This window comes from Acinetobacter sp. AND/436, assembly GCF_049546925.1.
In the GTDB taxonomy this organism is placed as follows: domain Bacteria; phylum Pseudomonadota; class Gammaproteobacteria; order Pseudomonadales; family Moraxellaceae; genus Acinetobacter; species Acinetobacter indicus.
In genome coordinates this window covers 48,753-75,739 of sequence record NZ_JBMXBO010000007.1, presented here as the reverse complement: position 1 = coordinate 75,739, position 26,987 = coordinate 48,753, and the positions used below count along the sequence as shown (strand labels likewise).

The 26,987-nt window shown below is 47.1% G+C and carries 26 protein-coding genes; 19 read left to right on the top strand and 7 right to left on the bottom strand.

What is annotated here, in order from left to right:
• Window positions 1-7: 7 nt before the first annotated feature.
• Complete coding sequence (gene puuE, locus ACPEPR_RS07375) at window positions 8-982, bottom strand: allantoinase PuuE (protein ID WP_075168216.1); 975 nt, start codon at window positions 980-982, stop codon at window positions 8-10.
• A gap of 253 nt (window positions 983-1,235) precedes the next feature.
• Here puuE and ACPEPR_RS07370 point away from each other — a divergent pair, with 253 nt between their 5' ends.
• From ACPEPR_RS07370 to ACPEPR_RS07355, 4 genes are all read left to right on the top strand, one after another.
• The gene (locus ACPEPR_RS07370) at window positions 1,236-1,598 is read left to right on the top strand and encodes an HPF/RaiA family ribosome-associated protein (RefSeq protein WP_005180845.1); all 363 of its coding nucleotides are present in this window, start codon (window positions 1,236-1,238) and stop codon (window positions 1,596-1,598) included.
• Window positions 1,599-1,747: 149 nt separating this feature from the next.
• Window positions 1,748-2,290 carry a hypothetical protein gene (locus ACPEPR_RS07365; RefSeq protein ID WP_005180844.1) on the top strand — a complete coding sequence of 181 codons (543 nt, stop codon included), beginning with the start codon at window positions 1,748-1,750 and terminating at the stop codon, window positions 2,288-2,290.
• Between the two features lie 16 nt (window positions 2,291-2,306).
• The gene (locus ACPEPR_RS07360; RefSeq protein ID WP_171431555.1) at window positions 2,307-3,077 is read left to right on the top strand and encodes a transporter; all 771 of its coding nucleotides are present in this window, start codon (window positions 2,307-2,309) and stop codon (window positions 3,075-3,077) included.
• Between the two features lie 331 nt (window positions 3,078-3,408).
• Window positions 3,409-4,095 (top strand): glutathione S-transferase family protein, encoded by a 687-nt coding sequence (locus ACPEPR_RS07355; RefSeq protein ID WP_005180842.1) that lies wholly within the window; start codon window positions 3,409-3,411, stop codon window positions 4,093-4,095.
• A 3-nt stretch (window positions 4,096-4,098) separates the two neighbouring features.
• Here the strand turns inward: ACPEPR_RS07355 and ACPEPR_RS07350 are convergent, their stop codons facing one another.
• Complete coding sequence (locus tag ACPEPR_RS07350) at window positions 4,099-5,289, bottom strand: GGDEF domain-containing protein (RefSeq protein ID WP_423562224.1); 1,191 nt, start codon at window positions 5,287-5,289, stop codon at window positions 4,099-4,101.
• A gap of 226 nt (window positions 5,290-5,515) precedes the next feature.
• Here ACPEPR_RS07350 and ACPEPR_RS07345 point away from each other — a divergent pair, with 226 nt between their 5' ends.
• The gene (locus tag ACPEPR_RS07345; protein ID WP_005180838.1) at window positions 5,516-6,079 is read left to right on the top strand and encodes an FMN-dependent NADH-azoreductase; all 564 of its coding nucleotides are present in this window, start codon (window positions 5,516-5,518) and stop codon (window positions 6,077-6,079) included.
• Between the two features lie 63 nt (window positions 6,080-6,142).
• Here ACPEPR_RS07345 and ACPEPR_RS07340 read toward each other — a convergent pair whose 3' ends face one another.
• Entirely contained in the window at window positions 6,143-7,054 is a 912-nt protein-coding gene (locus ACPEPR_RS07340; RefSeq protein ID WP_104513183.1) for an alpha/beta hydrolase, read from the bottom strand.
• 155 nt (window positions 7,055-7,209) lie between these two features.
• On the opposite strand from ACPEPR_RS07340, the gene ACPEPR_RS07335 reads away from it, so the two are divergent.
• Window positions 7,210-7,647: a DUF2147 domain-containing protein gene (locus tag ACPEPR_RS07335; RefSeq protein ID WP_005180835.1), complete on the top strand. Its 438-nt coding sequence runs from the start codon at window positions 7,210-7,212 to the stop codon at window positions 7,645-7,647.
• Window positions 7,648-7,743: 96 nt separating this feature from the next.
• On the opposite strand, the gene ACPEPR_RS07330 is transcribed toward ACPEPR_RS07335, so the two are convergent.
• Window positions 7,744-8,094 (bottom strand): Spx/MgsR family RNA polymerase-binding regulatory protein, encoded by a 351-nt coding sequence (locus tag ACPEPR_RS07330; protein WP_016658732.1) that lies wholly within the window; start codon window positions 8,092-8,094, stop codon window positions 7,744-7,746.
• Between the two features lie 495 nt (window positions 8,095-8,589).
• Window positions 8,590-9,411 carry an exodeoxyribonuclease III gene (locus ACPEPR_RS07325; RefSeq protein ID WP_075167278.1) on the bottom strand — a complete coding sequence of 274 codons (822 nt, stop codon included), beginning with the start codon at window positions 9,409-9,411 and terminating at the stop codon, window positions 8,590-8,592.
• A 40-nt stretch (window positions 9,412-9,451) separates the two neighbouring features.
• Here ACPEPR_RS07325 and pyrE point away from each other — a divergent pair, with 40 nt between their 5' ends.
• The gene (gene pyrE / locus ACPEPR_RS07320; protein WP_075175540.1) at window positions 9,452-10,102 is read left to right on the top strand and encodes an orotate phosphoribosyltransferase; all 651 of its coding nucleotides are present in this window, start codon (window positions 9,452-9,454) and stop codon (window positions 10,100-10,102) included.
• A gap of 93 nt (window positions 10,103-10,195) precedes the next feature.
• The gene (locus ACPEPR_RS07315) at window positions 10,196-10,828 is read left to right on the top strand and encodes a hypothetical protein (protein ID WP_125523559.1); all 633 of its coding nucleotides are present in this window, start codon (window positions 10,196-10,198) and stop codon (window positions 10,826-10,828) included.
• 143 nt (window positions 10,829-10,971) lie between these two features.
• Here the strand turns inward: ACPEPR_RS07315 and ACPEPR_RS07310 are convergent, their stop codons facing one another.
• Entirely contained in the window at window positions 10,972-11,160 is a 189-nt protein-coding gene (locus ACPEPR_RS07310; RefSeq protein WP_016658735.1) for a DUF3565 domain-containing protein, read from the bottom strand.
• A 117-nt stretch (window positions 11,161-11,277) separates the two neighbouring features.
• Here ACPEPR_RS07310 and gshB point away from each other — a divergent pair, with 117 nt between their 5' ends.
• The 8 genes from gshB to lpxC all read left to right on the top strand — a co-directional run bounded on the left by gshB (window position 11,278) and on the right by lpxC (window position 20,645).
• Window positions 11,278-12,216 carry a glutathione synthase gene (gshB, locus tag ACPEPR_RS07305; protein WP_104513186.1) on the top strand — a complete coding sequence of 313 codons (939 nt, stop codon included), beginning with the start codon at window positions 11,278-11,280 and terminating at the stop codon, window positions 12,214-12,216.
• Window positions 12,217-12,539: 323 nt separating this feature from the next.
• Window positions 12,540-13,637 (top strand): undecaprenyldiphospho-muramoylpentapeptide beta-N-acetylglucosaminyltransferase, encoded by a 1,098-nt coding sequence (murG, locus tag ACPEPR_RS07300; RefSeq protein ID WP_075167283.1) that lies wholly within the window; start codon window positions 12,540-12,542, stop codon window positions 13,635-13,637.
• A gap of 12 nt (window positions 13,638-13,649) precedes the next feature.
• Complete coding sequence (gene murC / locus ACPEPR_RS07295) at window positions 13,650-15,098, top strand: UDP-N-acetylmuramate--L-alanine ligase (RefSeq protein WP_016658738.1); 1,449 nt, start codon at window positions 13,650-13,652, stop codon at window positions 15,096-15,098.
• 56 nt (window positions 15,099-15,154) lie between these two features.
• Window positions 15,155-16,084 carry a D-alanine--D-alanine ligase gene (locus ACPEPR_RS07290; RefSeq protein WP_016658739.1) on the top strand — a complete coding sequence of 310 codons (930 nt, stop codon included), beginning with the start codon at window positions 15,155-15,157 and terminating at the stop codon, window positions 16,082-16,084.
• Window positions 16,085-16,087: 3 nt separating this feature from the next.
• Complete coding sequence (locus tag ACPEPR_RS07285; RefSeq protein ID WP_005180814.1) at window positions 16,088-16,942, top strand: cell division protein FtsQ/DivIB; 855 nt, start codon at window positions 16,088-16,090, stop codon at window positions 16,940-16,942.
• 65 nt (window positions 16,943-17,007) lie between these two features.
• Complete coding sequence (gene ftsA / locus ACPEPR_RS07280) at window positions 17,008-18,270, top strand: cell division protein FtsA (RefSeq protein WP_005180811.1); 1,263 nt, start codon at window positions 17,008-17,010, stop codon at window positions 18,268-18,270.
• 160 nt (window positions 18,271-18,430) lie between these two features.
• Window positions 18,431-19,618 (top strand): cell division protein FtsZ, encoded by a 1,188-nt coding sequence (gene ftsZ / locus ACPEPR_RS07275; RefSeq protein ID WP_005180810.1) that lies wholly within the window; start codon window positions 18,431-18,433, stop codon window positions 19,616-19,618.
• 124 nt (window positions 19,619-19,742) lie between these two features.
• Window positions 19,743-20,645, top strand: a complete 903-nt coding sequence (lpxC, locus tag ACPEPR_RS07270) for a UDP-3-O-acyl-N-acetylglucosamine deacetylase (RefSeq protein WP_104513188.1) — start codon at window positions 19,743-19,745, stop codon at window positions 20,643-20,645.
• Between the two features lie 97 nt (window positions 20,646-20,742).
• Here the strand turns inward: lpxC and ACPEPR_RS07265 are convergent, their stop codons facing one another.
• On the bottom strand, window positions 20,743-21,183 hold the full coding sequence (locus tag ACPEPR_RS07265) for a hypothetical protein (RefSeq protein WP_016658741.1): 441 nt from the start codon (window positions 21,181-21,183) through the stop codon (window positions 20,743-20,745).
• 108 nt (window positions 21,184-21,291) lie between these two features.
• Here ACPEPR_RS07265 and ACPEPR_RS07260 point away from each other — a divergent pair, with 108 nt between their 5' ends.
• The 3 genes from ACPEPR_RS07260 to ACPEPR_RS07250 all read left to right on the top strand — a co-directional run bounded on the left by ACPEPR_RS07260 (window position 21,292) and on the right by ACPEPR_RS07250 (window position 26,970).
• On the top strand, window positions 21,292-21,975 hold the full coding sequence (locus ACPEPR_RS07260; RefSeq protein WP_005180807.1) for a M23 family metallopeptidase: 684 nt from the start codon (window positions 21,292-21,294) through the stop codon (window positions 21,973-21,975).
• Window positions 21,976-22,243: 268 nt separating this feature from the next.
• The gene (gene aceE / locus ACPEPR_RS07255) at window positions 22,244-24,946 is read left to right on the top strand and encodes a pyruvate dehydrogenase (acetyl-transferring), homodimeric type (protein ID WP_104513189.1); all 2,703 of its coding nucleotides are present in this window, start codon (window positions 22,244-22,246) and stop codon (window positions 24,944-24,946) included.
• Window positions 24,947-24,948: 2 nt separating this feature from the next.
• A complete protein-coding gene (locus ACPEPR_RS07250; protein WP_423562222.1) occupies window positions 24,949-26,970 on the top strand; it encodes a 2-oxo acid dehydrogenase subunit E2 in 2,022 nt (673 codons plus the stop codon).
• The last annotated feature ends 17 nt before the right edge of the window (window positions 26,971-26,987 follow it).

Here is a 26,987-nt window from a genome sequence, read left to right as displayed (position 1 = left end):
TTTTTCTTTATTTGACGGGTTCTGGTGCATGATGGCGATACCAATGCGCAGCAATATCACCGCGGCGGCAAATCCAGACCTGTGGATGCGACTGAATATAGTCCAAAAAGCGTTGCAGGGCTTTAAAGCGTCCCGGGCGCCCCAAAAGACGGCAGTGAATACCAATCGAGAGCATTTTAGGTGCAGTTTCTCCTTCGGCATAAAGCACATCAAAAGCATCTTTCAGGTATTGATAAAACTGCTCGCCGCTATTAAAGCCGGCTGCAGCGGCAAATTTCATATCATTGCTGTCGAGGGTGTAGGGAATAATTAAATGCGGCCGTGACTGGCCCTGGGCATTGGTCAGCGTCTGCCAGAACGGTAAATCATCGCCATAATAATCACAGTCATACTGAATTTGTGGAAATTCGGCCAGTAACTGGCGGGTATTGGGACTGTCGCGGCCGGTATACCAGCCAATGGGTGCATGACCAAACAGGGTTTCCAAGACACTGATCGCCTGATCCATATGCTGGCGTTCAGTGGCCATGTCCATGCTCTGATAATGCAGCCAGCGTTGCCCATGCGACACCACATCATAGTCGGCCTGCTGAATGGCCTCGACCACATACGGATTTCGTGCCAGCGCCATACCGACCCCAAAAATGGTCATCGGTAACTGACGTCGCTGAAATTCCTGATGAATACGCCAGAAACCGGCCCGCGAGCCATATTCGTACATCGAATCCATCGACATATGTCTGGCTGGAAAACTGGCCGCACCGACAATTTCAGATAAAAACTGCTCGGAACCGGCATCGCCATGTTCAATATGATTTTCGCCACCTTCCTCATAATTCAATACAAATTGCACCGCAATTCGTGCCTGATTCGGCCACTGCGGATGTGGCGGCTGGCCATGATAGCCAATTAAATCACGTGAATAAGGGGCAGAGCGGATTGAGTCAATCAGTGCCTGGCCACGCAAGTAAGCAGTTGTCACAACAGGTTATCCTTTTGCTAATTTTTATCAAATATTGCTTGCATATTTTTGAGTTAGGCCCGATATTCAAAGTATAAGGACACGGTTCTGCAGACTCAAACTCAAAAGTGTTCATCGTTCAATGTGGAGGGTAGCGTCCAAATTAGGTTGAAGATGTTCAATATGCTGGGAAACAGCAAGCGACAAACGTGCCAAGATAAAATAGTTTTGCACAAAAAAGATTCAGAAAACGAAAGAAAGAGAGGATGAGATTATGAATATTGAAATCCGTACAGATAAGAACATCCAAGGTAGCGAACGATTAATTAGTTACGTACGTGCAGAGCTAAGTGATGAATTTAAACGCCATAGTGAGCGTATTACCCATTTTTCCGTACATTTAAGTGATGAAAACGGGGACAAAGGCGGAGATGATGACATCAAATGTATGATTGAAGCGCGCCCGGCCGGCTTGAAGCCTGTGGTGGTCAATCATCGTGGTCATAATGTCGATACCGCAATTCATGGCGCCATTGACCGTTTAAAACGTAGTCTGGAGCATGTCTTTGAGAAAAAAGAACATCCGCGTGGTGGACAGCCGGGTCGAGTTGACCTAGATACCGATGTCGACGAATAAGACAGGTATTGGCTGAAAAGCAGAAAAGCCCCAGTATCGGGGCTTTTTTTATAGCAAATTCATGCGACAAGATTACATTTCGCTTAAACAATTTTCACTGAATTGGGCATAATAGAACGAAATTGATTTGATTGAAGAGAGCTCTCTGCATGTTAACGGCACAACAACAACGCTTGGTGCAAGCCATAGAAGAACTAGATCAGGCCCAAGTGCAACAACTTCTGGCCGCGGGGCTTGATCCGAATTTTATTGATCCTGAAAAAGGCCCGGTAATTTCAGTCTGGTCTGATGGCCTGTTTCAGTGGTGGGAAGCCATTTGCGAGGCCTATGAGGCGGGCCAGCCGCACAATGAAGCACAAAAACAGCAGGATTTGGCCGTCCATATGGAAATTCTGGACGCGTTAATTCAGGCCAAGGTCAATTTGCATTTGTGGGATGCGGAAGAAGTCTATGGCCCGTTATGGGACGCCGCCAGTGCCGCCTGTGCACCTGCGGTAAAGCGCCTGCTTGAAGAAAACGTCGATCCAAACCGTAAAGATGAAGATGGCCTGACCATTTTGTCATCCATCAGTGATTTATTCTTTGATTGCGACTTTGATGAAATTAACTGGGCTGAAGCCTTGCCTGAAGAACAGCAAACCTTAGAACTGCTCCGTGCCCATGGCGCGAAAATGACCAAAGAATTGGCTTAAAATTGAGATAAATACTATGTCAGCATTGAAATTATTGGGTGTGATGGTGGCGACTGCAGTCAGCAGTCAGGTCTTTGCCGCCGAGTTTGCATTTGACCGTCCGGGTGTGGGCATGAGCACCGGAATTACGCCGGTCGGCCAGTTGGCCTGGGAGCAGGCGCTGGCCAATGCGCACTATCAGAAAACCAAAGATGACAATGGTCTGACGCAGGAAATCACTCAGGTGCACGCCGATACCTTGTTGCGTACCGGTCTGGCAGACAATCTAGAATTACAGCTGGGCTGGCAGGGTCCGGGCTGGAGCCGGGTAAAAAGTGCTGGCCAGTCGGTTGAAGAAGATGGTCTGGGGGATGTCAGCATTGGTCTGAAACATGCCATTGATTTAGATGATGAAAAACTGTCGATGGCGGTGCTGGCCGAAGCGCAGATTGCCACCGGGAATGACGGTTTTAGTGCCGAAGAGGATATTTACAGCCTTAGCTCGGCAGTGGCCTATGCCTATAATGATTTACTGACCACCTCAATTAGCATGCGTTATGAGTGGCAGGACAGCAATTGGGCTTTGCAGGCAGTGCCGGGGATTCAATATCAGCTCAGTGATAAATGGGCCGGGTTCTCCGAGTTTATTTACCACAAAGCAGAAAGCCAGAAGGTGGAATATGCCTTGGGTTCAGGCCTGATTTATGCCTTAAATGCGCGTACCCAGCTGGATGCCAGTGTCGGTGTTGATTTAAATGGCGCTGATAAAAGTTATCATGCCGGTTTAGGTGTGGCCTTCCTGTTCTAAGTGCGCTCTGGTTATGGCGCTGTAGAAAGCGGGGGAGTAGAGTCTCTCGCTGACTGCTAGAGAGCTGCAACTTATTCTGCTTACGGTCTGTTCACAGGCCGTTTTTATATCTGGTTTAGCAGCAGAATTGCTACAGATCTCGACACAGGCGCTGGCAGATCACGCTATCATGATGGTGATGATCACAGCGGATAAGCGCGAGGCCTGTCCGCCCATTAAACTTTAGCTTTTAAGTCGCTTTGTATAGGCTTTGGCGCCATATCCCTTGATCTCATCAGGTGGCACTGCCCAGCGATCGTGAATATTAAAAACAACAACAGGAGGATGAGTCATGATGGAACTGTACATTGCCAACAAGAATTACTCCAGCTGGTCCATGCGGCCGTGGCTGGTCCTTACTGCTTTTGAACTGCCGTTTCGTGAAGTGCTGTTACCTTTTCCTAAAGAACGCGGCACGGGCCATTTTAAACAGGATGTACTGGCAATTAACCCGAATGGCAAGGTACCGGTCTTGGTACATGATGGGCTAATGGTCTGGGATTCACTGGCGATTTGTGAATATTTGGCCGAACAGTTTCCGGAGCGCCAGCTATGGCCGGCTGGTCGGGCACAGCGGGCTCGGGCACGCGCTTTGGCTGCTGAAATGCATAGCGGTTTTCAGGCACTGCGTAACCATTGCGGCATGAATATTCGCGCTGATCTGGCAGAAGTCGGACAGACGTTATGGGCTGAGCAACCTGATTTACGTGACGATGTAGCCCGTGTCTGTCAGATCTGGTCTGAGCGTCCGGACCCAGGCGGTTTTCTCTGTGGTGATTTCTCGATTGCTGATGCCTTTTATGCACCGGTGGTCTGGCGTTTGAAAAGCTATGCGCTGCCCGTGAATGAAGACAGCCAGTATTATATGCAGACCATGCTGCAACATCCGGCAATGCAGGCCTGGGAACAGGCCGCGAAACAGGAACAAGACTGGGTCAATTATCTGGAGCCTTATCAGTCTGAACCATCCTCTAGCTAAGTCTTAAGAGGCTGCTGGTTCCAGCGGCTGATACAGCACCACCTGATTACGGCCATAGGCTTTGGCCTGATACAGGGCCTGATCGGCCTGACTGAGCAGCTTTTCATAAGGGGTATTGTGGTGCGATAAGGCAATCCCGAAGCTGGCGGTAAAATGGATGGGCTGGTTATGTTCATCATACAGTTCAATCTGGGTGATGGCCTGCCGGCAGCGCTCGGCCACCTGTTTGGCCTGGTGCGCAGTGGCCTGTTTCAGGACCAGAATAAATTCTTCGCCACCAAAACGGCCCAGCACATCCTGCTCGCGGATATGGCCGGCCAGCACATGACAGACTTGGACCAAGGCTTCATCGCCTTTATGATGGCCATGCTCATCATTAATCTGCTTAAAATGATCCAGATCGACCAGAATCACTGCATAACTGGGTGCCTGTTTGTGGTTCAGTTGTTCCAGACACTGGTTGATACTGCGCCGGTTAAAGGTATTGGTGAGCGGATCGACCTGACTTAAATGTGCAATCAGCGCCTCCCGATAGCGCCACTGACTCAGCAGAATTTCAAACAGCACCAGGCAGGTCAGCAGAATCGGCACAATAAAAAACAGCATCGACAGCACCCAGAAGCCATTTTTATAAGGAAAGTCGGTTAATAAAAATAAAGGTGCATAGGTTAACTGGCCGAAAAAGCTTAAATAACCGCAGCTGACCAGATACAGTGTGGCCGGAATTAAGGCCGAATAGACAATTCTGCGTTCAAACAGCACCAGACCGACCGTGGGTAGACTGATATAGGTCACCATAGTGGCCGGACTCAGCACCCCGACCAGATAGCCATCGCGGCACAGACTGACCACAAAGGTGGCCACCGCAATATAGGGCATATAGCGCCGGGTCCAGTCCTGTTTGCGAAAGTAGTGGCAGATGCCAATCATGCCAATAAACACGAACAGGCCGAATAAATTAATGACCAGCTGCTGTTTTAACAAGGCCAGATTGACCCAGCGCCACAGTTCCGGGGTGAGTAATACCACACTTTTCCAGATGGCCCAGATCACGTGCATCAGGCTGCCCAGAAACAGCATCAGAATACATTTGTTTAACGTGCTCCAGTTCATCACCACTTCTTTTTCGAGTAAATAACGGGTGACTTTGTATTTAAATGTGGACACAGCACTGTGCGCAATGCGACTTTTCATGCGTGAATCACGACCCCAAAAATGAGCGTCTAAAGTCTCATTTTTATTATTTTATTAAACCTAACATATCATGATTTTAGAGAATTGGTAATGGCTATTTTTTGTACTTTTCGGGAAAATATCGTTGCATGGGTGCAACAGTGTGTGTTGTTTAAATCACTTATTTCTATTTTAAACTGCAGTAAAATGGCGCTATTGAAAAAATCACAGTTTAGGATTCTCTCCCATGAAAATTTTGCATATCGACTCGAGTATTTTAGGCGACGCTTCTGTATCACGTCAGTTGTCTAAAGCTATTGTGAACCAGCTACAGGCGAAAAATACAGCGGCCCAAGTTGACTATCTGGATCTGGCTGAACAGACCATTCCGCATTTAACCGCTGAAATTTTAATGGGACAAAATGCCGAGCAAAGCGCTTTAGGCGAACAGATTCTGCAACAATATCTAGATGCTGATGTCGTGGTGGTGGGCGCAGCCATGTATAACTTCGGTCTGCCATCGACTTTAAAAGCCTGGATTGACCGGATTAGCGTGGCAGGTCGTACCTTTAAATACACCGAAAATGGCCCGGTCGGTCTGGCAGGTGACAAGAAAGTGTATATCGCCAGCAGCCGCGGTGGTGTCTATGGCGAACAAAGCCCGGTTGATTTCCAGGAAGCATTCCTGAAAACCGTGTTTAACTTTACCGGTGTCAGTGATATTGAAGTAGTACGTGCTGAAGGGGTTAGCATGAGCGATATTAAAGATCAGGCGATTACTACGGCATTAGACCAGATTGCCAAAATCTAAGCTTTACGGCGCTGCATTAATCACAAAAAAGGTCAGTTTCTACTGACCTTTTTTTATGGCGTTTTAATCTTGGTCCTGCTGATGGGCAAATTCGGCTAAATCGGCCAGCGCCATTTTGGCTTCATCAAACCACGGTGAGAACATAATAAAGTTATGCCACATACCGGTATACAGTTTAAAACTGACCTTCACGCCCGCCTGTTCGGCCTTGTCACGAAAACGCTGCGCATCATCCAGCAGCAGTTCTTTAGAACCCACCTGCACCAAGGTTGGTGGTAAATCGGTTAAATCATCAAATAGCGGCGAAACACGCGGATCACCACGATCGACCGACGGTGGCACATAGTATTGAATCCCGGTTTCCAGAGTTTCAATCGACAATAAGGCATCGTGTTTGCGGTTATAACGAATTGATTCACTGGTCAGGGTTAAATCCAAAAATGGTGAAAGTAGCATGAGGCCGCTGACTTGCGGTAACTGTTCATCACGGATTTTTAAGGCTAAGGCCAGCGCCAGATTGGCGCCGCAGGAATCTCCTGCCAGCAAAATATCTTTGGCCTGTACGCCCTGATCCAGCAGGGTCTGATAGACATCAAAAATTGCTTCTAAGGCTTCCGGGAATGGATTTTCAGGCGCCAGCGGATAATCGATATGAATCACCTGCATCTGGGTGCGGGCGGCCAGTTCAGTCAGAAATGGGCGATGGGTATTTAAAGACCCTAAATAAAAGGCGCCACCGTGAATATAGAAAATCAGCTGGGTGGCTTCATCTTGTGGCTTGATTTCTTCGGCTTTCAGGCCAGCCAGACGTAAAGCGCGGACTTCGACAGTTTTATTGGTCGGAAACAGCCGGCACATCTGTTCGAGGGCGAAACGCAGCGGATTATGCGGTAAATTATATTGGCTTGGCAGGCGGATGGTGGTTTTTAAAAAGCCTTCTGTGAAAATTTGTTTCAATAACGGGTTGATCTTCATTGTTCTTCCATCTTGTTCTTGATTTTGGCCTGTGCTTGCGTATTTACCAACACAATTTACAAGGTTACACTAAATGGTCACATTCAAAAATTGCAAATTTGTAGTGACTTTTTAATACTAAGGCTGTCTAACACTAGACTAGGGAATCAAAAAAAATGAAAAAAATTGCACTGGCATTAGGATTAATGGGTTTAACAGCTTTGGCGAATGCTGCTGATCCGCTAAATGGTACTGTCTGGAAAACAATTGATGACAAAACCAAGCAAGCAAAAGCAACCGTCAAATTTACCGAGCAGAAAAATGGCACGTTAACTGCAACAATTCAGTCCATTTTAACGCCGGGTGAAGAAAATGCCTGTACAAAATGTGAAGGACCTTACAAAAACAAATCCTTGAAAGGTTTAACCATTGTACGTGGTTTAAAGAATTCGGGTGGTACCAACTATGACAGCGGTTCAATTCTGGATCCGCAATCAGGTAAAACCTACAAGTTAAAAGGTCAACTGGCTGATGGCGGGCAGAAATTACAATTGCGTGGCTATATTGGCGTAGCAGCGCTGGGTCGTAACCAGACCTGGGTTCGTGTGAAATAAGCCAGCTAATAGAAACGGATTAAACCAGAAAGCCTGATGCAGATGCATCAGGCTTTTTGATTTTTAACGGATAAGTAAAAGGTAGATAAAAAGAATTTATCCGTTTAAGGCGCGATAGGCGGTTTCATCAAAACCAACAATAAAGCCGTCTGCGGTGGCCAGCACAGGACGTTTGATCAGGCTGTTGTGAGTGCGTAAGGCTTCAATTAAATCTGCTTCGCTGGACAGGGCTTGTGCCTGTTCCGCTTCCGACAGCTTGCGCCAGGTGGTGCCTTTTTTATTCAGAATTTTGTCCTGACCTTCAGCATCCAGCCAGTGTTTTAGCGTTTCTGCATCAATACCCTGTTTTTTATAATCATGAAATTCATAAGCCAGGCCCAGTTCATTGAGCAGATCAAAGGCTTTTTTCATGGAGTTGCAGTTTTTAATACCATAAATTTTAAGCATAAAGCGGATTCCAGCAAGAAACACAATGCTCAAGAGATTAACCAAAAAATTGGTTTTGCACTATAGCGGGTATAAATATTGAGTTCATGGTTCTGAAATTAAACCGTCATTAAAATGCAACGCTACCGCGCCATAATAGTGGCAGAAAAACAAGACAGCATTTGATAAGAATTATTCGTGCTAAGAAAAAAACGAAAAGCAAATAGCCAATATAAAAAATAAAAGCCCAGATGTAGAAAACCCGCATTTAATCATCCTGATTATGCGGGTCTCACTACAACGTCCGATGTCACATCCTTGAAACAAAGACCATCATGGCTTTGTTTATTTGCATCCTACGGCTTCCTGTCCCTTTGCTGTCATCCTGACACTGTCCCTTTGCCGTGCTGCAATAATGCGCCGATTTAAAAAGCAGATAAAGGTCTGAATGACGACAAAATATGTCGGAAATAAACCTCTATTGAGTGAACAATTGTTCACTCAATAGGAAGGTTTTTAGTTGAGTTTATAATCAATAATCACCGGGGCATGATCGCTATACCATTCGTCTTTATAGACCCAGGCATTGACGGTACGTGCTTTCCAGTCCGGTGAACAGGCATGATAGTCAATCCGCCAGCCAACGTTCTTGGCACGGGCTTGACCACGGTTCGACCACCAGGAATACAGTTCGGCTTCTTTGCGCACTTCACGGAAGGTGTCGACATAGCCCAGATCATCATAGATATGATCGAGCCAGGCACGTTCATGCGGTAAACAGCCGGAAGATTTCTGGTTGCCTGACCAGTTTTTAATATCAATACGTTTATGCACGATATTGTAGTCGCCGCAGACAATGATCGATTTATTTTCATCGCGCCATTGTTTCAGGATTTTTGTATATTCTTCGAGGAAGTGGTCTTTACGGGCTTGTGCTTCTTCACCCGATGAACCCGATGGCAGATACAGTGAGCAGATATGCACCGGATAACCCAGCCCTAAATCAAATTCTGCCGTGACAAAACGGCCTTGGGAGTCGGCCAGTTCAAAGCCTAAACCATCCTGAATAGACACAAATGGCAGGCGGCTGTAAATGGCGGTGCCGGCATAGCCCGGACGTTCAGCTGCGAACAGATGGGTATACCAGCCTTCCGGTTTGAATTTATCAGTCCACTGCGCATGGGTCAGACGGCTTTCCTGAATGCAGATGACATCAGCCTCTGATTTTTCCATCCACTCCAGCAGGCCTTTACTGACCGAAGAACGCAGGCCATTGACGTTAATTGAAACCACACGAAGAATTTTTTGATCACTCGGATAGCTACTCTTTGGTATCATGCGCAGGTCTTACCTCAATTTATGAATTTTGGAGCACCTCATGTCAACGCAAGCGACATTTAACCCTCAAGCTTTTATCGAACTCGCATTATCACGTGGTGTGCTTAAATTTGGTGAGTTTACTTTAAAATCGGGTCGCGTGAGTCCTTATTTTTTTAATGCCGGTTTATTAAATGATGGCGAAGCCTTGTCATTACTGGCTTCAGGCTATGCAGCCAAGTTAACAGAATGCGAAAATGTTGATGTGATTTTTGGCCCAGCCTATAAAGGTATTCCATTTGTGGCGGCAACGGCGGTGGCTTTATCGCAAAATCATGGCGTGAGTGTGCCTTGGGGTTTTAACCGCAAAGAAGCCAAAGATCATGGTGAAGGTGGTGTATTGGTCGGTGCGTCGGTTGAAGGTAAAAAAGTCTGGATTATTGATGATGTGATTACCGCAGGTACAGCAATTCGTGAAGTGGTGACCATTTTAAAAAATGCGGGTGCCACAATTGCCGGTGTACTGGTCGCGCTAGATCGTCAGGAAAAAGGGCAGGGTGATTTGTCTGCGATTCAAGAAGTTCAAAAAGAGCTAGAAATTCCGGTACATGCCTTAATTACGATGAAAGATTTAATGAATTATCTGGATGCCAAAGGTGAAAAAGAGGCTTTGGCGAAGATGGAAGCCTATCGTGTGAAGTATGGGATCTAATAATTAATACAACGTATTGATTTTTAATAAAGCTCTATCCATGATAGGGCTTTATTTTTATAAAAAACAAAAATGAATCTAGATTGGAATTTAATGATCGCAAGTTTTTCAGCTATTGCTGCAAGTGCAGCATCGATAGCGACTTTTTTGGGTTGGAAAGAAAATAGGGAACTTAGAAAAGTTCAAACCGAACCATTGATAGACATTAAGTTAGAACCTGTTGAGTACAGAATCCATTTTTTACGTTTAAAAATTACAAATGTAGGAAAAGGAGGAGCTCATAACGTAAAAATAAAATTATTTCCTGAACCTTCACTCGATGCTTCTTTTTTAGTTACTGCTCAAAAAGCTATTAAAGTTTTTATGCAAAGAGATTTTATGATTAAGGGAGTCAATTATTTAGCGCCGAATGATTCTAAATATACGGACTATCTAAGTTTTACTGGTTTAAATCCTAAAGAGTTAGATAGTGAATACTTCTTTAATCTTATTTTTAATGCTGAGATCAGATATGAGGATTTAAAGGGAAAGAAATATAAGAATACATATAAAATTGATACTTCAGAACTAAAAATTTATAAATTAGGAGAGAGTTTTGAAGAAGCTCTTCCCAAAGCATTAGCAGGAATTCAAAAGTCTTTAGAAAGTATGAGTAAAAATATTAATAGGCAAACTGCATTTTTAGATAAAAAATCAAAAGCAGAAGAAACTCATTGGAATGAATAGGAGCTAAAACAAAAGTTGAATTATATGAGCTATGTAAAACGTCGCAATAAAGAGTTAGATATCGATCAGGATGCATATCTTTTTAAAAAAATAGAACGTAGATTGTCTATTCATGAAGTAAGAAGGAAAAATAAATAACAAAATCATCCTTCCTCACACTTCTTACACTCCAGCATCACCCCTAATTTTTCTTTGCGTCCTTGCTCCGTCATCACCCAGGGCCGGTTCTGCCACGGTGGATTATGCCGCACATGCTGGCCATGACCACAGGCCAGCTCTGCGACCCAATGATTTTCTTCATCTAAATGATATCCCACAATTGGCTGTTGCATGGGCAGCTTCCTGAAATCAGCAAATATAGCGCTGCAAAGCTTTACTCAAATTCAGAAAAACAGGCAGCGAATCTCCGTTATACTCCACATCATAGCAATTTTAAAAGAGCAGTCATTATGCGCGTACTTGTGGTGATGGACCCGATTGAAACGGTGAACCTGAAAAAAGATTCCACCATGGCCATGCTGTGGGCCGCGGCACGTCGGGGTCATGAACTCGGTTATGCACTACAACAAGATTTATATATTGATCAGGGCAAGGCTTTCGGTCTAATCAGCCCGTTAAAAGTCTTTGAAGATTACAACCATTATTATGAGCTGGGCGAAAAACAAAAAGAATCCATCGCAGCCTATGATGTGGTGCTGATGCGTAAAGACCCGCCATTTGATATGAACTTTGTCTATAGCACCTATATTCTGGAACAGGCAGAGCGCGAAGGAGCGTGGATTATTAACAAGCCGCAAAGCCTGCGTGACTGTAATGAAAAACTGTTTGCGACCCAGTTCCCGGAGCTGCAGGTGCCGACTTTGGTGACCTCTCAGCAAAGCCTGATTCGTGAATTTATTCAGCAACATGGCGATGTGATTGTGAAACCGCTCGATGGGATGGGCGGCATGGGCATTTTCCGTCTGTATCAGAATGGTGTGAATATTGGCTCTACCATTGAAATTCTGACCAATAACGGCACCCAGCCAATTATGGCGCAGCGTTATATCCCGGAAATTGTAGAAGGGGATAAACGCATTTTAATGGTCAATGGCGAGCCAATTCCGTATTGTCTGGCACGTATTCCGCAAAACGGCGAAGTGCGTGGCAACCTGGCCGCTGGTGGTCTGGGTGAAGCACGTCCATTGACCGACAATGACAAGGCAATTGCTGCCAAAGTCGGGCCATTTTTACGTGAAAAAGGTCTGGTATTTGTCGGTCTGGATGTGATTGGTAACTATGTCACTGAAATTAACGTGACCAGTCCAACCTGTATCCGTGAAATTGATGCCCAGTTCGGCACCTCAATTGCCGATACCCTGTTTGATGTACTGGAAGCCGGTCGTTAATCTATCTTTCAAAAGAGTCACCTTGGGTGGCTCTTTTTGTATTCTTAAGCGAGATTTGAGCTTGAAAAACTGCGTTGATCAAGAAAATTATAGCGATTTTGTAAATCAAAACCAGTCGACATAATTCAGTGAAAAATGCAGGAAACTTAACAATTTCGGTGAATTAATAATAAAACTAGTTTAAACTTTCAAAACTGTTGAAAAAAACAATGAGCCGCTTGGTGAAAAAAAGTAAATAAACTTTCAAGCTCATACGATTGTGATTACAATTGAGCGCTTATAAAGAACTTTCATTAGCCATATTTGGATTGAAGAATTAGACCGTGACTGATGCAGCGCAAACCAAGCCTAAACATGTGATGATGATGGCCGCAGGCACTGGTGGCCATGTGTTCCCAGCCCTAGCCGTGGCAAAAGAACTCCAGCAGCAGGGAATCCATGTGTCCTGGTTAGCAACGCCTACAGGCATGGAAAACCGTTTATTACAAAACCAGAATATTCCGATTTATCAGATTGATATTCAAGGCGTGCGCGGTAACGGGCTGGCACGCAAACTGATGGCGCCTTTTAAAATTCTAAAAGCCACCTTAAGCGCCATGCAGTTAATGAAAAAACACAAAGTAGAGGCTGTCGCCGGCTTTGGTGGCTATGTGGCTGGACCGGGTGGTCTGGCCGCACGTCTGCTTGGTATTCCGGTCATTATTCATGAGCAGAATGCAATTGCCGGCTTTACCAATACCCAGCTGTCGCGTATTGCCAACACTGTTTGTCAGGCGTTCCCGGATACGTTTCCGGCCAGCACTAAAATTGTCACCACTGGCAACCCGGTGCGTAAAGAAATTAGCGCGACTCTAACCCCATCCTGGCGTTATCAGGAACGTGAAAAAGCAGGTTTGCCGCTGCGTATTTTAATTGTTGGCGGCTCTTTGGGCGCGCAGGCACTGAATGAACGTGTCCCTGAAGCCTTAAAACAGCTGAATGTACCTTTAAATGTGTATCATCAGTGTGGGCAAAATCATGCAGACAGCACCCGAGCGCGTTATGCCAACAAGCCGGACAGCTTAACGGTTGAAGTGCAACCCTTTATTGAAGATATGGCACAGGCCTATAGCGATGCCGATCTGATTATCTGCCGGGCCGGCGCACTGACGGTTACGGAAATTGCAACCGCGGGTGTGGCTGCGGTATTTGTGCCCTTGCCAAGCGCTGTGGATGACCATCAGACGGCCAATGCACAATTCCTGGCCAAGACGGGCGCGGCAAAAATCTGTCCGCAAGCCAGCATGACCCCGGACAGCTTAAAAGAACTGTTAATGCCGTTGATGAACCGCCAACTGCTCTCTGAAATGGCCAGCAAGGCGCGTCAACAGGCACAACCTAATGCAACCCAACATGTGGTTGCTTTAATTCAAGATTTGTAAACCGAGTAAACTATGTCTCCATCTATCCCTGCTGATCAAGTAAAAGAACTGATTAAAGTGCCTGAAATGCGTCGTATCAAACATATCCACTTTGTCGGGATTGGCGGCGCCGGGATGTGTGGCATTGCCGAGGTATTAAAAAACCAGGGCTATGATGTTTCCGGTTCAGATATTAAAGCCTCAAAAACTACAGCCCAGCTGGAAGAAAATGGCATTCGGGTGTTTATTGGTCATAGCGCAGATAATATTCAGGGTGCCAATGTACTGGTAGTCTCTACTGCAATTGATCCGGAAAACCCGGAAGTTAAAGCCGCTATTGAGAGCCGTATTCCGGTGGTGCGCCGTGCTGAAATGCTGGGTGAGCTGATGCGTTATCGTCACGGGATTGCCGTGGCCGGAACACATGGTAAAACCACCACCACCAGCCTGGTTACCTGTATGCTGGCAGAAGAAAATCTGGACCCGACTTACGTGATAGGCGGTTTGCTGAACCGTACCGGGGTTAATGCTGCACTGGGTGCGAGCCGTTATATTGTGGCTGAAGCCGATGAATCAGATGCATCTTTCCTGCATCTGGAGCCAATGGCAGCGATTGTCACCAATATTGATGCCGACCACATGGATACTTATGGCGGCAGCTTTGACAAGCTAAAAGATACCTTTATTGAATTCCTGCACAAACTGCCATTCTATGGTTTGGCAGTGGTTTGTGGTGATGATGCCAACATCCGTGAAATTATGCCGCGCATTGCCCGTCCGGTGCTAACCTACGGCTTTAATGAAGACAATGATATTCGCGCAGTCGATGTTGATCAGGACGGTATGCGTACCCACTTTACCGTATTGCGTAAAGACCGCGAGCCACTGCGTGTTACCGTGAATCAACCAGGTCTGCACAATGTACTGAATGCCTTGGCCGCCATTGGTGTGGCGACCGATGAAGGTGTTTCTGATGGTGCGATTTGCCGTGCACTGGAAGGCTTTAGTGGTGTAGGTCGCCGTTTCCAGGTGCAAGGTGAATTTGAACTGGACGGTGGCAGCATCAAACTGGTCGATGACTATGGTCACCATCCTAAAGAAGTGGAAGCCACCATTAAAGCAGCGCGTCAGAGCCATCCGGACCGCCGTCTGGTGATGTTGTTCCAGCCGCACCGTTTTAGCCGTACCCGTGACTGTTTTGATGACTTTGTTGAAGTGTTATCGCAGGTCGATCAACTGCTGTTGCTGGAAGTGTATCCTGCCGGTGAAAAAGCCATTGTGGGTGCCGACAGTCGCAGTCTGGCACGCAGTATCCGTCTGCGTGGTCAGGTTGAACCGATCCTGATTGATCCGGTTGAAGGCAATCTGGAAACACTGGTACAAAAAGTGTTACAACCGAATGATTTATTATTGACCCAAGGTGCGGGTAATGTAGGAGCAATCTCCATCGAGCTTGCTCAAAATAAATTGTATTTAAAATAATCACCCAAAGTGATATTTGAATTTGGTCGCTCAGTGTAAAGTTTAAGGATATAAACGTGTCAAATGCTTCAAAGTTCGGCAAAGTTGCCGTGTTATTTGGTGGAAAATCTGCCGAGCGTGGGGTGTCTCTGGATAGTGGACAGGCAGTGCTCGATGCGCTGCTGCGCGAAGGCGTTCAGGCAGAAGCGTTTGACCCGAAAGATCGTAGTGTGACCGAACTGGTCAACTATGATCGTGCCTTTATTGTCCTGCACGGCCGCGGCGGTGAAGATGGCCAGATTCAGGGTGTACTGGAATGGCTGAATGTGCCGTATACCGGTACTGGCGTACAGGGTTCAGCCATTGGCATGGACAAGGTCAAAACCAAACAGGTCTGGCAAGGTTCCGAGCTGCCAACAGCGCCGTATCGTATTGTCACCAAAGATTCAAACCCGGCTGATATTGTCGCTGCATTGGGTTTACCACTGATTATCAAGCCGGTACATGAAGGTTCCAGTATTGGCATGAGCAAAGTCGAACGTATTGAAGACTTTGCTGAAGCGATTGCCAAAGCCACCGAGCATGATGCAGTGGTAATGGCTGAAAAATGGATTACCGGTCGCGAGTTCACGATTGTCTTACTGAACGGTCAGGCCTTGCCGGTGATTCGTCTGGAACCGCCTAAAGATGTGGCGTTCTATGACTATGAAGCCAAATACAACCGTAATGATGTGCAATACGGCATTCCATGTGGCTTAACCGAGTCGGAAGAGCAGCAGTTACAGGTCTTGGCCCTGCGTGCGTTCCAGGCGGTAGGTGCCAGCGGCTGGGGCCGTATTGATGCAATGCAGGATGAACAAGGCAATTTCTGGCTGCTTGAAGTCAACACTGTACCGGGCATGACCAGTCACTCACTGGTGCCAAAAGCCGCGCAGGCGGTGGGCTACAGTTTTGATGCCTTGTGCGTGGCAATTCTTGAACAAACCTTAACGGATGCGACCCACTAAGCCATGGCTCAACTTCCTGCTTCCATGCGCCGTAAACGCGCAGCGATTACCTCGATTCACGATAAGCCACCGACGCGTAAAGAAAAGCTGACGAACCTGGGTGGATGGGTATTGCTGTGCGTGGCGATTGTGGTATTGGCAGCAGGAATCTATGGTCTATATAAAGTCATGACCGATGCACGCGTGGCTGAACTGGACGTGGTCGGTACCCGTTCCAATGCCGAACTGCGCCAGGTCATGACCCATGTTTCGCCAGTGGTCACAGATAACTATTTTACTTCCGATCTGGAACAGATTCGTGATACCGCACTGGAACTGTCCTGGGTCGATCGGGTGGTGGTGTCACGCGCCTGGCCGAATGCCATCCGTTTACGGGTCATGCCACGCCATGCGATTGCGCGCTGGGGCACCGGACGTTTACTCAGTGACAGCGGTGATGTGTTTTCGGAAGTGACACCCAAGAATAATCAGCATCTGCCGTTATTACATGGCCCGATGCATCAGTCCAAAATGATGATGCGTCGCTATAATGAAATTAACCAGTTATTTTTACCGGTGAATCTGCGTTTAAAAGAGTTATATCTCACCGACCGGATGACCTGGTTTATGCAGTTTGATTCTGGCCTGCGGGTGATTGTGGATCAGGATCAGACCATGAGTAAATTGCAGCGTCTGAGTCATCTGGCGCAAAGTGACTTCAAGCCGGTATGGTCCAGGATTTCTGCAATTGACCTACGTTACCGCAATGGTCTGGCGATCCAGTGGAAAAACTCGGTGGCACCAAAAATTGCCAATGGTCATTTTGTTGTAACGATTGATGACACAAGCATTGCGAATGCAATAGCAGCAAAGCCATAATACTTGGCTTTAAAAATAGAGGCATTAAGCCATTAATTAAACAAACATGTGATGGTAGTAAATAAATGAGTGAAGCTGTTCCCTCGGTTGTTGCGATTGACATTGGGACACACAAAGTTTCAGTTTTGATTGGTAAGGTACACGCGCCAGACAATATCCAAGTGATTGGTATGGCTACCGCTCGTAACCGAGGCATGAATAAAGGAAAAATTGTAAGTCTCGATAAAGTCATTACAGCCATTAAAAATGCCGTTCAAGAAGCAGAAGATATGGCGGAATGCCGGGTGCATTCAGCCTGGATTTCTATTCCAAGTGCAGAATTAAAAAGTTTTTATGCTGCGGGGCGTACCCCGATTGAAAATAGTGACCACACAATTACAACAAGTGAAGTGGTTCGTGCCTTAGATCTGGCCAAAGCCAGCCATTTAACTTCAGATCATTATCTGGTCAGCGCGGTGCCGTTGGGCTTTGATCTGGATGATTCCGGTGAATGGGTACAAAACCCGATCCGTATGTCGGCGCATAGCATGACCGGTCATTATCAGCTGATGATGCTGCCGATTAGCACCATGCAGAATCTGGACCGTGCCCTAAAAGGGGCCAATATTGGCGTGGAAAAAATGGTGGTGTCGCATCTGGCCACCGCTGAAGCCAGTTTACTCAAAGATGAAAAAGAATATGGCGTGTGCCTGGTTGATATTGGCGCCGGTACCACCAATATTGCAGTCTATCTGGACGGTCGTCTGGCGTTGTCACAAACCCTGCAGCGTGGCGGTGAGCATGTGACCCGTGATATCGCGGCGGTATTGCAGACCACCACCGAAGAAGCCGAGCGGATTAAACTGCTTTACGGTTGCGTCGATTTAAAAGTGGTCAAACCTGATCACATGATTCAGATTCAGGGCATTGATGGTCCGCAAACCATCAGCCGGATTGAACTGTCGGAAATTATTATTGCGCGTTATGAAGAAATTTTTGCGCAAATCCGTCAGGAACTGGAAAACAGTGGCGCCATTCATGGCTTATATCATGGTGTGGTGCTGGCTGGTGATGCCTGTCAGATTGAAGGCATGGTCAGTCTGGTACGCCGCACCCTGGGTGTGTCTGCGCATTTGGGCAATCCGCCGGTACAGGTTTATGCCGATGAACCGCATCAGGCTGCCTTGCGCCGTTCGCAGTATGCAACCGCAGCGGGCGTGCTGATGTATAGCCAGAGCTACAGTCAGGACACCATTGTCGAAACCGAAGACCCGGAGACCTTATCGGTCTGGGCGCGTGTAGGTCGTGCCTGGTCAGGACTCAACGAAAAACTGAAATCAATTTTTTAGTTGATTTTTTAGGGAATATTGTTAGGAAGTTGTACGGATTATCGCTTGTACTTGACAAGGCAGCCGTTGGACAGCATTCTTAAAAACAATTTTTTATTAAGATCAAGGCAGTATACGGGCTGAAGTGACTGCCAATTATGAATTAGGAAAGCTAAAGGTCATGGCCTCATTTGAATTTTTTGAAGATGATCAAACCGATAACAACGGTCAAGCCCGTTTCACTGTATTTGGTGTAGGTGGTGCAGGCGGTAACGCCGTACAGCATATGCTGGAATCAGATATCCAGGGTGTGAAATTTGTCTGTGCCAATACCGATAAACAGGCACTGGACCGCATGAATGCACAGTGCAAAATCCAGCTGGGCGAGCAAAGTACCCGTGGTCTGGGCGCAGGGGCTAATCCGCAAGTGGGTCAAACCGCTGCTGAAGAAAGCCGCGAGCTGATTCGCCAGCAGTTAGAAGGCACCGATATGGTGTTTGTGACTGCCGGTATGGGCGGTGGTACCGGTACCGGTGCTGCACCTGTTGTCGCTGAAATTGCCAAAGAAATGGGCATTTTAACTGTCGGTGTCGTAACCACACCGTTTAACTTTGAAGGTAAACGCCGTCTGCAATCTGCAGAAAAAGGTATTGAAGCTTTAGAGCAGCATGTTGATTCCCTGATCATCATTCCAAACCAGCGCTTGTTAAAAGTGTTCCGCGACATTTCCATGAAAGATGCTTATAAAAAGGCAGATGACGTGCTGTTAAATGCCGTGCGCAGTATCTTTGATTTAGTGGTACGTCCGGGTCACATCAACCTTGACTTTGCCGATTTGAAAACGGCCATGAGTACCCGTGGCTATGCCATGATGGGTGTCGGTCTGGGGCGTGGTGAAAACCGTGCCCGTCAGGCAGCAGAGCAGGCGATTCGCAGTCCGTTACTGGATAACGTGACCATCATGAATGCCAAAGGTATTCTGATTAACGTGACCGGTGGTGATGACGTGACCTTTGGTGAAATTGAAGAAATTACCGATGTTGTCAACCAGATTGTCGATCTGGATGAAGGCCAGGTATTCTACGGTACCGTATTTGATCCGGATGCGCGTGATGAAATCAGCGTGACCGTAATTGCCACTGGTTTGACCCGTAATTCAGCCGATGCGGTTGAGCCAGTCAAGCGTTCTTCAGTGGTGCAGTCTGCACAGGCAACCGCTCAACAGCCGGTTGAAGAAGATGATGTTCCGGCCATTCAGCGTCAGGCAGAGGCAGCGCCGGCCATCAATGCGACTGCAGGCAGCAGCAATAATTCACGTCCAACGCCAATGAGTATTCAGGAATATCTTAAAAATCAACAACGTAAATAATTTTTACGATATAGATTTTTATTCCAGAACTTGTAAAAGGTAGCCAAATGGCTACCTTTTTGTTTTTTATCAATGGCTAAATATGCTAACGTATAGCGGTTTTATATACAGATGAATTGAGAGCATGTTGAAACAACGTACCCTAGAACGTGTCGTGAAAGCGAGTGGTATAGGTCTGCATAGTGGACAGAAAGTCATGATTAACTTTGTGCCGCACCATGCTGACGGGGGAATCGTGTTTCGCCGTATTGACCTGAATCCACCGGTCGATATTCCGGCCGATGCCATGCTGATTCAGGAAGCCTTTATGTGCTCGAATCTGGTTCAGGACAATGCCAAAGTCGGCACCATTGAACACATTATGAGCGCGCTGGCGGGTCTGGGAATTGATAACCTGATTATCGAGGTTTCCGCCTCTGAAGTGCCAATTATGGACGGCAGTGCCGGTCCCTTCATCTATTTATTAATGCAGGGTGGCTTAAAAGAGCAGGATGCGCCAAAAAAATTCATCAAGATTTTAAAACCGGTCGAAGCGCTAATTGATGATAAACGTGCCATTTTCACCCCGCATGACGGTTTCCAGCTCAATTTCACCATCGATTTCGATCATCCCGCCTTTAAAAAAGAATATCAGTCTGCCACCATTGATTTTTCTACCGAAACCTTCGTCTATGAAGTCAGTGAAGCACGCACCTTTGGCTTTATGAAAGATCTGGATTATTTAAAAGCCAACAATCTGGCCTTGGGCGCCAGCCTGGAAAATGCCATTGGGGTCGATGACACCGGTGTGGTCAATGAAGAGGGCCTGCGTTTCTCGGATGAATTTGTTCGTCACAAAATATTAGATGCGGTGGGCGATCTGTATTTGCTCGGTCATCAAATTATTGCGAAATTTGATGGATATAAATCGGGTCATGCACTGAATAATCAGCTCTTACGGAATGTGCAAAAAGATCCAAGCAGCTATGAAATTGTAACATTTGATGACATCACTCAATGTCCAATTCCGTATGTGAGTGTGACATAAGTCATTGTCTTTCCTTGGTGATGTTATAATGTAACATCTAAAAAAGTGAACTAATTCTCGTTTTTATCGGTTTTGTATTTTTTAGATTGGCGCAATGTTACTTTTTATTGCTTGCCAAACGTAACAAAGCTTGGCTAAGCTTAGGGTCGCTCACAAAGTCAGCAGCACCGCGAAGCATTTCCTGGGTTTCTGTACTGAGTGTTCTTGAAGATTTTTCCTGTTTTGGGGGCGTTTGCAACTGCGGTTTTAACCGGACCTGAATCTTGTGTAAATCTTGAAGTTCTGCCAATTGTGATAGCTGAGCAACATACTGTTTTTGCAAATAGGCCAGTTGACTCACCATCGCCTGATTGGTGCCAGTAATGGTAAGAATCCCTTGCTGATAACAAACAACCTGCCAAAGTTCGGGTTGGGGCAACAAGGGTTGAATAATTTGAGTAAGTTTCTGCCAGGCAGCAACTTGCGTTGAGAGAAACGTTAGGTTTCCTGTTTTTATGTGTTTTCTTGTTTGGCGAAAGACGTTACAAGGCTCGGACATACATATTTCCTTCATGTTTATGTCTTAATCTTATGCGCTCCTTTCAGTGAAGATCAAGGAAGAGATCACCAAGGAACTCTGAGTAAGAACAGTTTTTATGAGGTTTTTATGCATACGCGACGTATTTTATTAGCGTTTTCTTTGGCGGCTTCTGCGGCGTCAGTGGCTTTTGCTGATCTGGTTGACTTAAACAGCCAAAATTCATCGACAGACCGTATTGAAGAATTGACCCGCACCCTGGCACAAGGGACCTATAGCGAGTCACAAGACATCAATATTCCGGCGCAAACTGAAATTAATGTCAAACTGCGTGAAAAAACGGTTGAATTAAACAACGAATCTTTAGCGAAAAAATACGGTTCAGCGTCTTCTGCGAAATCTTATAGCGCTAATCCATATAGCTGGTTAGTGGCGCATCCTTTACCAAATGCCCGTGTAAGCTCAAACTATGGCGGTCGTACCATGAATGGTCGTGCTGAACGTCATTCAGGTTTAGATTTAGCAGCGCCAAGCGGCACACCAATTTATGCCACTGGCCCGGGTATCGTAACTAAATCAGGTTGGGGTACAGGTTATGGTCAATATGTTGAAATTAACCATGGCAATGGCTATTTAACCCGTTACGCTCATGCATCACGCTTAATTGCACGTGTCGGCGATCGTGTTGCTGCAGGTGAGCATATTGCAAACGTGGGTTGTACAGGTCGTTGTACCGGTCCTCATTTACATTATGAAGTAGTAAAAGACGGCGTTCGTAAAAACCCATCAACTTACCTGGCAATGCTGCCTTAACAGCTTGCGGCTTTTGCTCAAAAGGCCTAATTTTTGAGCACGTCATGCATTAAGACCTTATAACGATTATATTATCACTCAAAAGAATATTGTCTGTATATTAAACCGCCGCTATTGGCGGTTTTTTGTTATTTTGGGTAATAAAACGTCAATAGATATTTTTTCTCGAAATACTAGTCTAAAGTCGTATTCACCGATGGCCATACCTTTAGAAAGCAGAAATATGGTACATATAAACCATATAATTAGGATTCAGGAATGACCGACTATGGCGTATTATGGTGATACCGACGCGCAGGAAACCCAAGAGTGGCAGGATGCGTTTGATTCAGTTTTGCAGCACATGGGAACCGAGCGTGCGGCATTTTTATTAGAAAAACTTTATCAACGGGCAATCGCGAAACATGTTCCCATTCAGCGTCTAAATACGCCTTATTTAAATACCATTTCCGTTGAAGAGCAACCACCAATGCCGGGTGATCAGGATATGGAACGTCGTATCCGTGCCCTGATTCGCTGGAATGCACTGGCAATGGTACTGCGTGCCAACAAAACGGGCGATGACCTTGGTGGTCACCTGGCCAGTTTTGCTTCTTCTGCCACCCTTTATGATGTTGGCTTTAACCATTTCTTCCGTGCCAATAGCGATAACTTTGGCGGCGACATGATCTATTATCAAGGTCACTGTGCTCCGGGTATCTATGCACGTTCTTTCCTTGAAGGCCGTCTGACGGAAGAGCATTTAAATAATTTCCGCCGTGAAGTGGGTGGTAAAGGTCTGCCATCTTACCCACACCCATACCTGATGCCAGACTACTGGCAGTTCCCGACCGTATCCATGGGTCTGGGTCCGATCATGTCAATCTATCAGGCGCATATTCAAAAATACCTGATGAACCGTGGCCTGATCAAAGAAGAAGACCGTAAAGTCTGGGCTTATCTGGGCGATGGCGAGATGGACGAACCGGAAAGCCTGGGTGCAATCTCGCTGGCCGGTCGTGAAAAGCTCGACAACCTGATCTGGGTGGTGAACTGTAACCTGCAGCGTCTGGATGGCCCGGTACGTGGTAACGGTAAAATTATTCAGGAACTGGAATCACTGTTCCGCGGCGCAGGCTGGCGTGTAATTAAAGTGGTCTGGGGCCGTCATTGGGACCCGCTACTGGATAAAGATAAATCTGGCGCGCTGAAAGCAGTGATGGAAGAAGCGGTTGATGGTGACTATCAGCGTTATCAGGTGAAAGGTGGTGCTTATGCACGCGCACATTTCTTTGGTAAATATCCAGAAGCAGAAGCTTTGGTTAAAGACCTGAGCGATGAAGATATTGATAATCTGAACCGTGGTGGTCATGATCCGTACAAAGTTTTTGCTGCCTATGCAGAAGCGACCAAGGCCAAAGGTCAGCCAACGGTCATTCTGGCAAAAACCGTAAAAGGTTATGGTCTGTCTGATGAAATTGAAGCGGTGAACAAGACGCACCAAATCAAGAAAATGCAGCTGGAATCATTGAAGTACGTACGTAACCGTTTCAACCTGCCATTTACCGATGAGCAGCTGGAAGAAGTGCCATTCTATCGTCCAAGTGAAAACTCGCCTGAAATTAAATATATGAAGGCGCGTCGTGAAGCACTGGGCGGCTACTTGCCGGCACGTCGTAAAGACAGCGAATCTCTCGCGATTCCTGAGCTGTCGGTGTTTGATGCAGTGCTGAAAGGTTCAAACGGTAAAGAACAATCGACCACCATGGTGATGGTGCGCCTGATCTCTGCGCTGTTAAAAGAAAAAGCCATTAAAGACCGCGTAGTGCCAATTGTTCCAGATGAAGCGCGTACCTTCGGTCTGGAAGGCATGTTCCGTCAACTGGGTATTTATGCCGCACATGGCCAGAAATATACCCCGGAAGACCAGGAACAGTTGATGCATTACCGTGAAGCCAAAGACGGTCACATGCTGCAGGAAGGGATTAACGAAGCCGGTGCAATGAGTGCCTGGGCGGCGTTGGCGACCAGTTATTCGACCAATAACCTGCCAATGATTCCGATGTACATGTACTACTCGATGTTTGGTTTCCAGCGGATTGGCGACATTGCCTGGGCAGCCGGTGATGCACAGGCGCAAGGTTTCTTGCTCGGTGCAACCGCAGGCCGTACTACCCTGAACGGTGAAGGTTTACAGCATCAGGACGGTCACTCGCACATTCTGGCCAATACCATTCCAAACTGTGTCTCTTATGACCCATGTTTCGGTTATGAACTGGCGGTTATCGTCCATGACGGTTTACAGCGCATGTATGTCAATCAGGAACGTGTGTTCTATTACCTGACGGTTATGAACGAGAACTACGAGCATCCTGAAATGCCACAGGGCGTTGAAGAAGGCATCAAGCGTGGTATGTATCTGCTTGAAGAAGATGAGAAAGCCACGGTTCAGCTTCTTGGTTCCGGCGTGATTCTGCGTGAAGTGATTAAAGCCGCGAAAATCCTGCGTGAGGAATACCAGATTCACTCCAATGTCTACAGCGTGACCAGCTTCAACGAACTGGCGCGTGATGGTATGGCATGCGAAGAATACAACCGTCTGCATCCGCTAGCGGAAGAAGCCAAAGAGCCGTGGGTATCGAAACAGCTGCGTGGTACGGACGGTATTGTGGTATCTGCAACTGACCATATGCGTGCTTATAGCGAACAAATCCGTGCTTATCTGCCAGACAGCCGTCCGTTTGTGGCGCTGGGTACAGATGGTTATGGCCGTTCGGATACACGTGCCAACCTGCGTAGCTACTTTGGTGTCGATGCCGCGCACATTGTGGTGGCGACCTTGAAGAAACTGGCCGATGAAGGCGAAGTTGATGCGCGTCTGGTCAAAGATGCCATTTCAAGCTTTGAGCTGGATACCGACCGTCCGGTCGCGTGGGCACCACAGGCTACGCCTGAGCTGCACGCTGTGGCTGACTACAAAGAGGAGAACTAATCATGCACATTACGACTCCTGATATTGGTGTAGATAAAGCCACCGTGGCTGAAATTCTGGTCAAAGTCGGCGATAGCATCGCGGTCGATGACAGTATTGTGTTGCTGGAATCCGACAAAGCCTCTGTTGAAGTGCCAAGCACTTCAGCCGGGGTGGTGAAAAGCATTCTGGTCAATCAGGGTGATGAAGTCGCAGAAGGCGCGGTGCTGATTGAACTGGAAGCCGAAGATGGAACGTCACAAGCCGTTGAACCACAACTGGCTGATGCACCGCAAAAAACGTCTGAAAACACCCCGACCTCATTGTCTGATCAGGACATTATTGCGGAAGTGAGCAGCCATCAACCTGCGGCAGCCTCGCAAAACCAGACAGCAGCGGCTGGCAGCGCTGTAACCGTTGAAGTGAAAGTGCCGGATATTGGTGTAGAAAAAGCGCTGGTTGGTGAAATTCTGGTTCAGGTCGGCGATCAGATTGATGTCGATCAGAGCATTGTGGTGGTGGAATCGGACAAAGCCACGGTGGAAGTGCCAAGTACGGTATCGGGTACGGTGGCCTCTATTGAGATTCAGGCTGGCGATAGCGTCAAAGAAGGTGTGGTGATTCTGACCGTGGCCACGGCAGAGGCAGCACCAGCAGCTGAACAGTCGCAAGCTCAAGCCGAACAGCAACCCGCTGCTCAGGCGGCGCCTGAACCCAAAGCTGAACCAGCAGCGCCAGCTTCTGCAGCACCGGCGGGTGATGTCGAAGTGAAGGTCCCGGATTTAGGGGTTGATAAAGCCGCGGTTGCAGAAATTCTGGTTCAGGTCGGTGATACGGTCGAAAAAGATCAAAGTATTATTGTGGTGGAATCGGACAAGGCCACGGTTGAAGTGCCAAGTACCGCCGCGGGTGTAATCAAGGCGATTCATGTCGAGCTGGGCCAGAATGTGTCAGAAGGCATTGCCTTGGTGACTATTGAGGCGGAAGGTCAGACAGCGCCTGCACCGCAAGCAGCAAAAGCTGAAGCGCCAGCACAAAAAGCCGCACCTGCTGCGCCAGCCGCACAGGCCTCAAGCGCTGTACCGAGTACACATACTGCAGACAAGCTCACCAAAGAGCAAAATGCAGCGAACTCGAAAGTATATGCTGGTCCTGCAGTGCGTAAACTGGCACGTGAACTGGGTGTCATCCTGGCCGATGTCAAAGCTTCCGGTCCACATGCACGGGTTATGAAAGAAGACCTGGTGGCCTATGTGAAGTCGCGTCTGACAGCACCGCAAACTGCTCCGGCAGCCGCAGCGGTGGCAGCAGCACCATCAGGCTTGCCGAAACTGCCAAGTTTCGATGCGTTTGGTGGTGTGGAAGAGAAAGCTTTAACCCGCTTGCAGCAAGTGTCCATCCCACAGCTATCTTTAAACAACTACATTCCGCAAGTAACTCAGTTTGATGCAGCAGATATCACTGAACTGGAAGCATGGCGTAATGAGCTGAAAGGCAACTTCAAGAAAGAGGTCATCAGCCTGACCATTATGGCCTTTATCATTAAGGCAGTGGCTTACTTGCTGAAAGAAGAGCGCGAGTTTGCCGGTCACTTGTCTGATGATGGTAAGTCCGTGCTGCTCCGTAATGAAATCCATATGGGGATTGCGGTAGCGACACCAGATGGCCTGACGGTACCGGTACTGCGTAATCCGGATCAAAAATCAATTAAGCAGATTGCAGTTGAATTGGGCGAGCTGGGCCAAAAAGCGCGTGACAAGAAACTGTCACCGAAAGACCTGCAAGGCGCCAACTTTACCATTTCCAGCCTTGGCGCAATTGGTGGTACTGCCTTTACGCCGCTGGTGAATTGGCCGCAAGTGGCAATTCTGGGGATTTCTCCAGCCACCATGCAACCGGTCTGGAATGGCGAAGGCTTTGATCCACGCTTAATGCTGCCGTTGTCGCTGTCTTATGATCACCGTGTGATTAATGGCGCAGATGCAGCCCGATTTACCAACAAGCTGACCAAGCTGCTCAAAGATATCCGGACTTTGTTAATCTAAAACGCCGCTTGGTGTGT